Source organism: Pelistega suis (genome assembly GCF_013133795.1).
Taxonomy (GTDB): Bacteria; Pseudomonadota; Gammaproteobacteria; order Burkholderiales; family Burkholderiaceae_B; genus Taylorella; species Taylorella suis.
The window spans coordinates 338,184-350,630 of the sequence record NZ_JABGBN010000002.1 but is presented as its reverse complement, the minus strand read 5'-3'; the positions used below and the strand labels follow the sequence as shown (position 1 = coordinate 350,630).

The window sequence follows — 12,447 nt, the reverse complement described above, 5'->3', positions numbered from 1 at the left end:
CCATTTTGACAAGGAGAATCTAATGACATTCATCAAAAACCGTGCCGTACATCTTGTCGCTGCCGCTGTTGTTTTGGCGACTTCAACCGCTTTTGCCGACGGCAAAAACGAAGTGCCGACGCACTCGATGGCGTGCGACAATAACTACACCCAAACCACCCACGACTGCCCAAATAACCAAAACGGGCACGCAGCGGTGAACCACGCCAATATGAACCACTCTGCTATGGCGATGGATACTCAAAATGCTCCGCCCCATACCCAAGCCTATCTTGCAATGATGAACAAGATGGGCGATGAGATGAGCAAAGCGGGCAATCTTGCCGATGCTGATACCGCTTTTGCCAAAGGTATGATTCCGCACCATATCGGAGCAGTTGAGATGGCAAAAGTACAGCTTGAATTTGGCAAAGACGAAACAATGAGAAAACTTGCCCAAGCGATTATTGATGGACAACAAAGTGAAATCGACTTGATGAACGCTTGGCTGGCGGGTAAAGACACCGCAACCCAAAACCTGCAAGCCCCGCACGCCAAGGCCTATGCCGCAGGCAAGGCGCACCACGAGGCGATGATGGCGGCAATCAATGAGACAAACCCTGATGTTGCCTTTGCCAAAGCAATGATTCCGCATCATCAAGGGGCGGTCGAGATGGCAAAAGTGCAATTACAGTTCGGCAAAGACGAAAAAATGAAAAAGCTTGCTCAAGACATCATCAAAGCCCAAGAGCCTGAAATCAAGCTGATGCAAGACTGGCTAAAACAGTAGGGGCAATAAGGCAAAAGCACCGCTTTTGATAAAGCGGTGTTTTTGAGGTCGTCTGAAAACAGGTTTAAGGCTTTTTTAGACGGCATTTGGGGTTTTCAGGCAGCCTTTAAAACAAGCCCCAAGGAAATGATGATGCCGACTTGTCGGGCACATCGGCAAGCGATGTTCTGAACCTTCTGCTTTTTCAGACGGCATCGGTATTTGCAGGCAGCCTGAAAAAACCGTCATTCTGACCAACCCAATCCGTACCTGCTTTTTCGGTAAACGACCGGTGATGACCCTATGAACCCAACAGGAGAAATTGTGATGAAGCAAGAAACACACAAACCGCCCAAACACCACGAGTGCCGACACGGACACGGACAGCACCTCCCTGTGCAGACACCGTCCGATGCAGCGGCTGTTTCGGGCTACACCTGCCCGATGCATCCGGAAATCCGGCAAGACCGCCCCGGCAACTGCCCTCTTTGCGGTATGGCATTGGAGCCGCTGATGCCTGAATTGGACGACGACAATCCGGAGCTGCGTGATTTTTCCCGACGCTTTTGGTACACGCTGCCCCTGACGGCGGCAGTGCTGGTGCTGGCGATGTTCGGCGAGCGTCTGAACCTGATGGATATGGCCGCACAAAGCTGGGTAGAGCTGGTGCTGTCGCTGCCGATCGTGCTGTGGGCGGGGCTGCCGTTTTTCTCACGGGGTTGGCAGTCGCTGGCAAACCGTAGTCCCAATATGTGGACGCTGATTGCACTGGGAACGGGTGCAGGCTTCGTTTACAGCGTTGTTGCCACCGCTGCACCCGGCATCTTTCCGGCATCGTTTGTATCGATGGGGCGGGTCGGCGTGTATTTTGAGGCGGCGGCCGTCATCATCTCGCTGACCTTGCTCGGCCAGATGCTCGAACTCAAAGCCCGGTCGCAGACTTCGGCGGCAATCAAGACCCTGCTCGGACTGGCGCCCAAAACCGCACGGCGTATCGGCCCGGGCGGTGCTGAAGAAGATGTGCCGCTCAGCCACATCCACATCGGCGACCTTCTGCGTGTGCGTCCCGGCGAAAAAGTGCCTGTCGATGGCGTGGTGGTTGAGGGCGCAAGCTCGGTAGATGAATCGATGCTGACTGGCGAGCCGCTGCCGGTGCGCAAAGCCACCGGCGACAAAGTCATCGGCGCCACGCTCAACACCGGCGGTGCGCTCGTCATCCGCTCCGAGCGCATCGGTTCGGAAACCGTGCTTTCGCAGATTGTCCAGATGGTGGCCCAGGCGCAGCGCTCCAAAGCACCGATGCAGCGTATGGCCGACGGGGTGGCAGGCTATTTCGTACTGGCGGTTGTCGCCGTCGCCGTTGCCACTTTCTTTGTCTGGGGCGTGTTCGGCCCGCAACCGTCTTGGGTGTTCGGGTTGATCAACGCCGTTGCGGTCTTGATTATCGCCTGCCCCTGTGCACTGGGACTGGCCACGCCGATGTCGGTGATGGTCGCCACAGGACGCGGGGCAGGCAGGGGCATATTGTTCCGTGATGCCGCCGCTATCGAAAACTTGCGGCGAGTAGACACTTTGGTGATTGATAAAACCGGCACACTCACCGAAGGCCGACCCGCCTTTGACCGTGCCGTTGCGGCAGCAGGCTTTTCCGCCGAAGAAGTGCTGCGTTTGGCCGCCAGCTTGGATCAGGGCAGCGAACACCCGCTGGCCGACGCCATTGTGCAGGCCGCACGGGCACAACAGCTGAAGCTGAGCAAACCCGAACAGTTTGATTCAGGCAGCGGCATCGGCGTGAGCGGCGTGGTTGAAGGGCGTGCGCTGGCACTGGGCAACACGGCGTTTATGCAGCAGAACGGGCTTAGCGTCGAACCACTGATCGAGCAGGCCGAATCCCTGCGCAGTGAAGGTGCCAGCGTGATATATCTGGCTGCGGACGGACATCTTGCGGGACTGCTTGCTGTCTCCGATCCTGTAAAAGACAGCACCCCCGAAGCATTGGCCTCGCTCAAAGCAGCCGGCCTGCGCATCATTATGGCAACCGGCGACGGATTGACCACGGCAAACGCCGTGGGCGCAAAACTGGGCATCGACGAAGTGCACGGCGAAGTCAAGCCCGCCGACAAACTGGCACTGATCGAGCGGCTTCAGAACGAAGGGCGGGTGGTCGCAATGGCAGGCGACGGCATCAACGATGCCCCCGCACTGGCCAAAGCCGATGTCGGCATCGCAATGGGTACCGGCACCGATGTGGCAATGAGCAGTGCGCAAATCACGCTGGTCAAAGGCGATTTGCGGGGTATTGCCACCGCACGCAAATTGTCTGAGGCCGCCGTGCGCAATATGAAGGAAAACCTGTTATTTGCCTTCTTATACAACGGCCTAGGGGTTCCTGTTGCCGCCGGCGTGCTGTACCCCTTTACCGGCTGGCTGCTCTCGCCGATGATTGCCGCACTGGCGATGAGCCTAAGCTCGGCATCCGTGGTCGGCAACGCACTGCGGCTGCGCAAAAGCAAGTTGTAGACCACAGCTCCGCAGGCTTCTTCCAATGACAAAACGACCTCAAAAACACCGCTTTTGATAAAGCGGTGTTTTTGTTTGGGAGTTTTGCAAAATAAGTTTCAGGCTACCTGAAAGTTAATTTCCATTTTTGAAAATCAACTTCCCAAAAATCGCTATTCTTTTCTCAATTTGAATAACCTAAAATACGCTTATTCCATTTTTTAACTCAGAGAAAATTATGCAAAACAATCGCATTACCCAAATCCTAAACATCAAATATCCCATCGTCCAAGCCCCAATGTCGTGGCTGACTGATGCGCATTTAGTGGCGAGCGTTGCCAACGCTGGCGGATTGGGTTTTTTAGCCCCACACGCTGGGCAAACCACCAATCCAACGTCCAATCAAGATGTATTAGAACGTATGCGTGCTGAAATTCGCAAAGTCAAAACTTTGACCGATAAGCCTTTTGGTGTACCATTTATTTTGTCTTATGATTTTTCGCTCATTCCGCTGATGGTGGATTTGCTGATTGAAGAGCAAGTGCCTGTGGTGCTGGATAATGGTTGGTTGGATGAAGCGATTTACGCCAAACTCAAACAGGCAGGCATTAAAATCATTTGCCGTTTGGGCAATCCGAATTTGCCAGACGCTTTAAAAGCGTAAAAATTGGGTGCAGATATTTTGGTGCTGACAGGGTTTGATGAAGGCGGAACCTTGCCGATGAAAGAAATCGGCAGTTTTAATGTATTGGCTGAATTTGTGGGTAAGGTGGATTTGCCGATGATGCTCGCTGGTGGTATTGCCGATAAAAAAGCGCTTCAGACCGCGTTTATGCTCGGTGCAGAAGGCGTGTGGGTGGGGACGGCATTTATCGCGACGCACGAATGCCGAGCTAGTCAAAAAGTGAAAGAGTGGATTGTTCAATCAACGGCCAATGATTTGTTATTGTTCCGCACCGAGCCGTATTATTACCGCTCTTTGCCAACCGAAGTCGCTAAAAAATGCTTTGAAATGAGCGAAAATGGGGCAACTCGTGCTGAAATTGCCAAAGTGATGAATGCGGGTACGGGTATGCGTTTGGGTATGCTAGAAGGGGATTTTGAACATGGTTATGTGTCGGTGGGCAATGGGATTTCTGCGATTGATCGTGTCAAAAGTGTGCAGGAACTAGTTGATGAATTGATGGGTTAAGCAAAAAAGCCGTTTGAATGCTCTATTCAAACGGCTTTGATTCATTTATCATTGCTGACGATTTAGCCATGCCACAAGTGAAAGCATCACAGGCACTTCGACAAGTACACCGACCACAGTAGCTAGACTTGCTCCAGAATGTAAACCAAATAGTGAAATCGCCACTGCCACCGCCAATTCAAAAAAGTTACTTGTCCCGATAAGACACGCAGGACCACAGATTTGATGGGGGAGTTTAAGGTATTTTGCTAAGACATAAGTCAAAAAGAAAATCCCATAAGTCTGTACCAATAACGGAATGGCGATTAACAGAATAATGAGTGGATTATCCAAAATCGTTTGCGCTTGAAAGGCAAACAACAGTACCACGGTTAATAATAATCCTGCGGTTGAAAATGGCTTAAGACGCATGCTGAGCTGTGCAATCTTATTAGAATCTGCTTTGAGTACTTGTCGAGTTACTACCCCAGCGAGCAAAGGCAGTAGCACATACAAAATGGTGCTATAGACCAACGTCTGCCATGGAATGCTGATATCACTCATTCCAAGCAAAAAGCCAGTAATCGGAGCAAATGCAAAAATCATCACCATATCATTGACCGATACCTGAACGAGTGTGTAGTTAGCATCTCCTTTGACGAGCTGAGACCACACAAATACCATGGCGGTACAAGGGGCGACACCCAGTAAAATCATACCTGCGATATACTCGCTTGCCGATGTTGGATCGACCAAATCAGCAAACAGCACCCGAAAGAATAACCACCCAATGAGTGCCATGCTAAAAGGCTTAATGAGCCAATTGACAAACAATGTCAGCGCCAGTCCTTTGGGCTTTTTGCCGACATCTTTGATGGCTGACCAGTCAATCTGTATCATCATCGGATAAATCATCAGCCAAATCAGTACCGCCACCGGTAGATTGATATGAGCAATCTCAAGTTTGGCAATTTGCCCAAAAGCATTGGGCATAAGTAGCCCTAGCGCAACACCACAAGTAATCGCTAATGCCACCCATAAACTTAAATAACGCTCAAAAATCCCCATAGTTATTTCCTTGCGACAATGACATCGCCATTTTCTTTGACAAAATCACGCAAAAGTGGCATTGGTGAAATGTCTAAAAACACTTCGGGTGGACGACACAGTCGCACGCCGTTATTGGTGACGACGATTGGGCGATTGATTAAAATCGGGTGGGTGAGCATCGCATTGATGATTGTATCGTCATCAAGTCCTTCATTATCCAATCCACAAGACAAAAATTCAGGCACATTGGTGCGTAATAATTGGCGTGGCGTAAAGCGCATTGCTGATAATAGCTCACGCAAAGTTGCCTCGGAGGGTGGGTTTTCCAAATAATGAATGACTTGAGGCTCAATCCCTATGTGGCGAATGAGTGCTAAAGTATTGCGTGAAGAGCCACAAGCGGGATTGTGATAAATGGTGATGTTTTTCATTATGTTATCCTTTTAACGGTATTGAAAATAAAGAAAACTGGCGCAATGCTAATCAGTCAGCATAAACTTGTTCGCTTGATCATTGATGACCCAAAAAATTTTAGCAACATTGCTCTTGACTGTGGATGCAGCAATTTTGGGTGAGATAGTGAGTTAGCGTTATCATCGAGGTCAGATTAGCATAATAGCGGACAAATCGACCTTCTTGCTGACTGCGAATCAGTCCCGTATGCTGTAGTGATTTTAGGTGGAATGAAAGCAAATTTGGGGCAAGATTCAGCTGTTTTGCTAAATCACCTGCAATCATTCCCTGTGTGCCCATCGCTGATAATGCTTGAAAAATCGCCAAACGACTAGGTGATGATAGGCTTTCGAATAATTGGCTGGCTTGTTCGATATTCATTGGTATGATTAAAAATGATGTGTATCTGATTATAGAGTGGGATAATGAATTAATTCAATAAATATTGAATTAATAATTTTTACTTTACAATGTAAGGTATTTTCTGTAATATTGGTTTAAATTTTTAAACCTATAAACAAGATGAGCCAAAAAACCGTTGATATTTTGCGTGAGTGTATTCCGACATTTACTGTTTTGAGCGATGAGAATCGCCTGATGATATTACATATTTTGTTTGAATACGGTAGCTTGAATGTCAATGATTTGACTGAGCGGTTGCATTTATCGCGACCAGCGGTGTCGCATCACCTTAAAATTATGTTGGATGCAGGGTTGGTTCGTGTTGATCAACAAGGTAAAGAGCGTTATTACACGGTTAGTCTACAACAAGCAGGTGAACGCTTTCAGCGCTTGATGGCTTCATTTGTTGCCGATGGTTGCATTAAACCCTTGGATAACTCGCCACTATTTTAATGACGCTTAGATAGCGCTTTATAGGCTTCACTAGTATAGCCTTATTTTTTATTTTAATAGGTTTATATTTTTAAACCTATAATCTTAACAAGGAATCTCATGTTATTTCAATCATTTCCATTTTCTAATGGCAAAACGGCTAAAAATCGTTTTTTTAAATCTGCTATGGAAGAGCAACTTGCGCATCAAAATCAACCGACAATGTCGTTGGTGCAGCTTTATGACACTTGGGCAAAGGGTGGTGCGGGTATATTGGTAACGGGTAATGTGATGGTTGCTGAAAATGGTAAAGGCTCAATCAATGATGTGGTGCTCACAGATGAACGTAGTTTACCAACCTTGCAACAATGGGCAAAAGCAGGTACGCAAAATGATACTTTGCTGATTATGCAGATTAACCATGCAGGTAAGCAATCTCCCAAAGTACTATCGCCTACACCTGTTGCACCGAGTGAGGTGGCATTACAGGGAATGGATGGTTTTATCAATCCTCCTAGAGCATTAACCGAAGTTGAAATTGATACCTTAATTCAACAATTTGCGACGACGGCAAAAATCGCTGAAAAAAGTGGGTTTTCAGGTGTACAGATTCATGCGGCGCATGGCTATTTAATCAGTCAATTTTTATCTCCTCATCATAACCGCCGTCAAGATAAATGGGGAGGTTGTCTTGAAAATCGTATGAGGTTTTTAGTCGATATCTATCACGCTATACGAGCGGTAGTGCAACCAGACTTTTTAGTTGGTTTAAAACTTAATTCAGCAGATTTTCAAAAAGGAGGTTTTGATGAAACGGATAGTCTTCAAGTCGTCCAAAAGATGGCAGAATTAGGTATTGATTTTATTGAGATTTCAGGGGGGAATTATGAAAATCCTGAAATGCTATCGGTGAAAGATAGCACGCGAAAGCGAGAAGCATTTTTCTTGGATTATGCGGAAAAAGCTCGTGCTATTTGTCCTGTCCCACTCATTATCACCGGTGGTTTTCGGAGTGAAAGTGCCATGAATGAGGCGCTTCAAAGTGGACATCTGGATTTTATCGGTATTGCGCGACCTTTTGCTTTACAGCCCGATTTACCCAACAAAATTAAAAATCAATCCTATCAAACATGTCTAACGCCGAGGATTAAAACAGGGGTTACAATGCTAGATAGAAAACTCGGAGCCGTGTTGGAGATGGATTGGTATATGGCACAAATGGCGTTAATTGGACAAGGGAAACAGCCTAACCTGAAACTATCACCATGGAAAGTCTTGTTTAAAACCCTTTGGGAAAACGGGAAAGCTGGGTTGAGTACAGGAAGAGCATAGAGGAAATTATGGAGTTACAAGATATTATCGAACGTTCGCAAGCTATTAGCGAAAAATATCATCAATTGGAGATAAAACATCACCAAAGTGAATGATGGAAAAGCGCTTACTTTGATGATAATGAGTTAGCTGAAAATGCAGCTATTCGAAATTTTTGAATAACTGCTGAAATACAATCATTTTGAGTGGAGTCTGTAGCAATGGATAACGAAGCTTTATTATTACCAACGGATTATGGGCAATGGCTAGCCGATATCAAGGGGCGTGTGTTGGCTGCTCGCCAAAAGGCGGCATTGGCGGCAAATACGGAGTTGATTGCTCTTTACTGGCATATTGGGCGAGATATTTTAGAACGGCAAGCGGTACAAGGTTGGGGTAGTAAAGTCATTGATCGTTTAGGGCGAGATTTGCGTGAGGCATTTCCTGAGATGAAAGGATTTTCGCGCGCAAATTTATTGTATATGAGGGCATTTGCTGAGGCTTGGAGTGATTTTGAAATTGTCCAACAGCTTGTTGGACAATTACCGTGGGGACATAATGTTTTGTTATTTACTCGAGTTAAAGATTAACTTACTCATTAAACCAACAACTCACGTCAACATGGTTCGAAAAGTCAGATTAATGCGAGGTTGAGTGATGCGTGTACTTTTCATAATGGCATGATGCCAGTAGGTCTGCGTACCTCCGCGCATTACAAGGAGTTGACCTTGTTCAAGAAGTAACTCTACCTTTTGTTTACTTTGTTTATGACGAAAGGCGAATTTACGTGTTGCCCCAAAACTTAATGAGGCAATAATGGTATTTTTGCCTAAGCATGCCTCATCATCACTGTGCCACCCCATACCTTGATGACCATTTTCATATAGGTTAAGTAGGCAAGAGTTAAAAGAAGTGGGACTGATTCGAGCGAGATGGGTTTCAACGATAGTCTTTAATGCTAATAAGTCCTCGGTCCAAGGCAGGGCGGTTCTCACCGAGCCAGAATAATGATAATCGAAATCGGTATGACCGTGCCAAGCTACTTTACGTGCAGTGGTGATGTGCTTACCAAAGATAACTGCCGTATCATGTTGCCAAGCAATGTCATGTAGCAGTTTTTGATAATACTGGTGGGCAGTATCGTTATCAAAAATAATACCGTAATCATTGACAATGCCATCATAAGGGAGCAGATTAGTTTCTGGTTGCGCTGGCGTATCAAACAAGTTTAAATTCATCATTGTTGGTTTGCCTGTTCTTGTGCTAATAACACTATTTTACGGGCACGTCCCCAACGGTATTGCCCAATGATGCCTGTTTCTCTAATCACTCGATGGCAAGGAATGAGGACAGCAATTGGATTTTTACCAATCGCACTTCCGACGGCACGTTGGGCATTGGGATTCGCTACCTGTTCGGCAATTTGACTATAAGTGCTCAAATGACCACGAGGGATGGTTAATAAGGCTTGCCAAACTTTGAGCTGAAAAGGCGTGCCTTTGAGATGTAGGGGGATGCCTTGTGGTGTGTCGTGGAATGCGTAGTAAATGGTTAAATGTGCACCACCTTGCTGATATTCAAAAGGGGTCATACCTTCAATTTTAATAAATAAATCATGAAGACGACCTGTGCCACTTAAACCCGTCTCTAATGCTGTTTGTATTAAGTTTTTATGTGCTAATAAATGCGATTTGGCAGTTTCAATATTCAAGTAAGAGAGCATTTGTTTCGGACTTAGACCGGTATATTCTTTAAAAGTCTTTTGAAAATGTTCTGGGCTAAGGTGAGCGTGTTGAGCTAATTCATGCAGACTGGGTTGCTGTTCTGCATGGTCATATAAATACTCGATTGTGTGGCGAATACGGTGATAGTGGTCTTTAACACGCATAGTAAGAGAATGATATGTGGTGATGGAAATAGTGTAGGGGAGTTGTGCTGTAAAATCGACCCGTTTCTTGTGAAAAAACATTATATATGTTATGGCTAATGAAGTATTGTTAACCATATAGCTAAAGCCACCAAGGTTGCCAATAATACTGGGGCAGTTAAAATAATGCCAACTTTAAAATAATAACCCCAACTTACTTTAATGTTTTTGGTGGATAATACATGTAACCATAGCAAGGTTGCTAGTGAACCAATAGGTGTAATTTTAGGTCCTAAATCACAACCAATCACATTGGCAAACACCATCGCTTCTTTAATTATTGGATTGCCTATATGGGCAGTATCAATCGCTAATGCTTGAATCAGTACGGTTGGCATATTGTTCATCACCGATGATAAAATGGCGGATAAAACTCCTGTACTCACGGTTGCTATTAAAATGCCTTGTTGTGATAATTGTTGTAACAGATTAGCTAAATAATTAGTTAGACCTGCATTTTTTAGTCCATACACCACTAAGTACATCCCTAATGAAAAAATCACGATTTGCCAAGGAGCATTTTTAATTACTGGCGTTAACGGTAATTTTTTACCCAAATATGCCAATACTAGTAACACGGCTGCTCCAAGTCCTGCAATAGCACTAATTGGAATGCCCATCGGCTCTAACACAAAAAATCCAAGCAACAATGCGGCTAATACTATCCAACCTGCTATAAAGGTAGTTTTATCAGTAATGACAGAGGATGGATTTTCTACTGCACTTAGCTCATATACTTGCGGAATATCTTTGCGATAAAAAAAGTATAGGATTCCCAAAGATGATATAACCGATACAATATTAACAGGGGTCATTACCAGAGTATAACGGTCAAATGGGACATTAAAAAAATCTGCTGATACGATATTCACCAAGTTTGAAATCACCAAGGGCAAGCTTGCAGTATCGGTAATAAAGCCTGCTGCCATAATAAATGCTAATGTAGTTGCTGGGCTAAAGCGTAATGCGGTTAGAATCGCAATTACAATAGGTGTGAGAATCAACGCAGCTCCATCATTGGCAAAGAAAGCAGACACGACAGCACCTAGTAGCACGATAAAGATAAATAGCTTTATGCCACTACCTCTAGCGAGTTTGGTAACATGTAGAGCAATCCATTTAAAAAATCCTGCTTCATCAAGCAAAAGACTGGTGATAATAATTGCAATAAAGGCAAATGTGGCATTCCATACGATATGCCACACTACAGGAATATCAGTAGTGCTAATAATCCCAGTTAGCAAGGCAAGCAATGCACCTATGCTCGCCGTCCAACCGATACCCAAACCTTTGGGTTGCCAAATCACAAAAATAAGCGTTAAAACAAAGATACTGGTAGCTAATAACATATTGGGTTTCTATGGTGCATTACGTTGGGTTGGTGATATTAAAAAAGGTGGAGTCATTTCAAATGGATTGCTGACTTGACGTTGGGCTTTAGTGGCTTGTGCCCACCAATGTAGCTGCAAAAAGGTACGAGCAAAATACGTTTGCCACTGGCTTGCCTCTACACCATCAATAAAGTTGCCTTGCTCATCAAGTACTTCTTGAGCTTTAGGAATGTGAATCATCGCTGATACCGATAAGCAACCTAATTCTGATAAAAAGGTGCGCATATTCACCGCTGCTCGCATCCCACCCCATTGTCCTGCAGAATAAGTCACAATAGCACTAGGCTTAAATGAAAATAATGAACTACCAAAATGATTAAGTAAATCCATCAATGCTGGGCTCATAGAGTGATTGTACTCGGGACTTATCATCACATAGCCATCAGCTTGAGCAATCTTTGTTGCTAGTTGTTCTAAAGAATCAGGCGCTTTACCTTTAGCATAGGCAAAATGCGGTTTAAAAACGCGTTCTAAGGGATAATCGAGTGGGTCAATGATTTCAATATGAATGTTTGGAAAAGCGGCTTGTAGATAATGATGACAAGCGATCGCGACACGTTGTCCGAGCCTTGCTGGTTTGGGTGGTGTGCTGTCTCGTACTGAACCTAAAAAAATAAGAAAATTCATTAACACATTCCTTGTAGTGCAGTGACTAACTTTTATCAAATCGACAAAACTCATTACCGTGCTATGGTATTTTTACATATATAAATGTAGGATGGTAAATAATCAGGATATTATTACTTTATGAATATAGACCAAGCTAGTTTTTTATTTGAAAGTCTATCATCACCCATTAGGTTAATGATTTTTCAAGAATTGTCTGCGATGGGATCAAAAGGAATGATTGCAGGGGATTTGGCAAGACAACTCAATCTTGCTCCGAACAACTTATCTTTTCATTTAAATAAGTTAAGTCAAACAGAACTTGTGCATAGTCGCCAAGAAGGGCGGTTTGTTCGATATTACGCTAATGTTGGGTTAATGCTCCATTTAACGGCTTTTTTAACGCAAAATTGTTGTAAGAATACGAAAGAGTGCTGCTCTATAGATGACCATTAAA

15 protein-coding genes are annotated in these 12,447 nt (G+C 45.0%); 8 read left to right on the top strand and 7 right to left on the bottom strand.

All coding sequences use genetic code 11. From position 1 onward, the window contains the following. The first annotated feature begins 22 nt into the window (after positions 1-22). The 4 genes from copM to HKX39_RS10615 all read left to right on the top strand — a co-directional run bounded on the left by copM (position 23) and on the right by HKX39_RS10615 (position 4,439). The gene (gene copM / locus HKX39_RS04985) at positions 23-769 is read left to right on the top strand and encodes a CopM family metallochaperone (RefSeq protein ID WP_171680198.1); all 747 of its coding nucleotides are present in this window, start codon (positions 23-25) and stop codon (positions 767-769) included. Between the two features lie 423 nt (positions 770-1,192). Continuing rightward, entirely contained in the window at positions 1,193-3,268 is a 2,076-nt protein-coding gene (locus HKX39_RS04980; RefSeq protein WP_171680294.1) for a copper-transporting P-type ATPase, read from the top strand. Positions 3,269-3,485: 217 nt separating this feature from the next. Beyond that, positions 3,486-3,911, top strand: coding sequence for a nitronate monooxygenase (locus tag HKX39_RS10620; protein ID WP_216605048.1), 426 nt, complete (start codon positions 3,486-3,488; stop codon positions 3,909-3,911). A gap of 3 nt (positions 3,912-3,914) precedes the next feature. Further along, positions 3,915-4,439 carry an NAD(P)H-dependent flavin oxidoreductase gene (locus tag HKX39_RS10615; RefSeq protein WP_216605047.1) on the top strand — a complete coding sequence of 175 codons (525 nt, stop codon included), beginning with the start codon at positions 3,915-3,917 and terminating at the stop codon, positions 4,437-4,439. Between the two features lie 48 nt (positions 4,440-4,487). On the opposite strand, the gene arsB is transcribed toward HKX39_RS10615, so the two are convergent. From arsB to HKX39_RS04960, 3 genes are all read right to left on the bottom strand, one after another. Next, positions 4,488-5,486, bottom strand: a complete 999-nt coding sequence (arsB, locus tag HKX39_RS04970; protein WP_171680197.1) for an ACR3 family arsenite efflux transporter — start codon at positions 5,484-5,486, stop codon at positions 4,488-4,490. Positions 5,487-5,488: 2 nt separating this feature from the next. Further along, positions 5,489-5,899, bottom strand: a complete 411-nt coding sequence (gene arsC, locus HKX39_RS04965; RefSeq protein WP_171680196.1) for an arsenate reductase (glutaredoxin) — start codon at positions 5,897-5,899, stop codon at positions 5,489-5,491. Between the two features lie 100 nt (positions 5,900-5,999). Continuing rightward, positions 6,000-6,302, bottom strand: coding sequence for an ArsR/SmtB family transcription factor (locus HKX39_RS04960; protein ID WP_171680195.1), 303 nt, complete (start codon positions 6,300-6,302; stop codon positions 6,000-6,002). A 141-nt stretch (positions 6,303-6,443) separates the two neighbouring features. Between HKX39_RS04960 and HKX39_RS04955 the strand changes: the two genes are divergently transcribed. From HKX39_RS04955 to HKX39_RS04945, 3 genes are all read left to right on the top strand, one after another. After that, a complete protein-coding gene (locus HKX39_RS04955) occupies positions 6,444-6,776 on the top strand; it encodes an ArsR/SmtB family transcription factor (RefSeq protein ID WP_171680194.1) in 333 nt (110 codons plus the stop codon). A gap of 99 nt (positions 6,777-6,875) precedes the next feature. Further along, on the top strand, positions 6,876-8,087 hold the full coding sequence (locus tag HKX39_RS04950; RefSeq protein ID WP_171680193.1) for an NADH:flavin oxidoreductase/NADH oxidase family protein: 1,212 nt from the start codon (positions 6,876-6,878) through the stop codon (positions 8,085-8,087). Between the two features lie 200 nt (positions 8,088-8,287). Then, positions 8,288-8,656: a DUF1016 N-terminal domain-containing protein gene (locus tag HKX39_RS04945; RefSeq protein WP_171680192.1), complete on the top strand. Its 369-nt coding sequence runs from the start codon at positions 8,288-8,290 to the stop codon at positions 8,654-8,656. Positions 8,657-8,677: 21 nt separating this feature from the next. Here HKX39_RS04945 and HKX39_RS04940 read toward each other — a convergent pair whose 3' ends face one another. The 4 genes from HKX39_RS04940 to HKX39_RS04925 all read right to left on the bottom strand — a co-directional run bounded on the left by HKX39_RS04940 (position 8,678) and on the right by HKX39_RS04925 (position 12,011). After that, entirely contained in the window at positions 8,678-9,307 is a 630-nt protein-coding gene (locus HKX39_RS04940; protein ID WP_246226041.1) for an alpha-ketoglutarate-dependent dioxygenase AlkB family protein, read from the bottom strand. Then, positions 9,304-9,954 carry a methylated-DNA--[protein]-cysteine S-methyltransferase gene (locus tag HKX39_RS04935; protein ID WP_171680191.1) on the bottom strand — a complete coding sequence of 217 codons (651 nt, stop codon included), beginning with the start codon at positions 9,952-9,954 and terminating at the stop codon, positions 9,304-9,306. The genes HKX39_RS04940 and HKX39_RS04935 overlap by 4 nt, the downstream gene beginning before the upstream one ends. 95 nt (positions 9,955-10,049) lie before the next feature. Continuing rightward, entirely contained in the window at positions 10,050-11,342 is a 1,293-nt protein-coding gene (locus HKX39_RS04930; protein WP_171680190.1) for an arsenic transporter, read from the bottom strand. A gap of 9 nt (positions 11,343-11,351) precedes the next feature. Further along, positions 11,352-12,011, bottom strand: a complete 660-nt coding sequence (locus tag HKX39_RS04925; RefSeq protein WP_171680189.1) for an NADPH-dependent FMN reductase — start codon at positions 12,009-12,011, stop codon at positions 11,352-11,354. A gap of 120 nt (positions 12,012-12,131) precedes the next feature. Here HKX39_RS04925 and HKX39_RS04920 point away from each other — a divergent pair, with 120 nt between their 5' ends. Further along, positions 12,132-12,446: an ArsR/SmtB family transcription factor gene (locus HKX39_RS04920; protein ID WP_171680188.1), complete on the top strand. Its 315-nt coding sequence runs from the start codon at positions 12,132-12,134 to the stop codon at positions 12,444-12,446. Position 12,447: the final 1 nt, after the last annotated feature.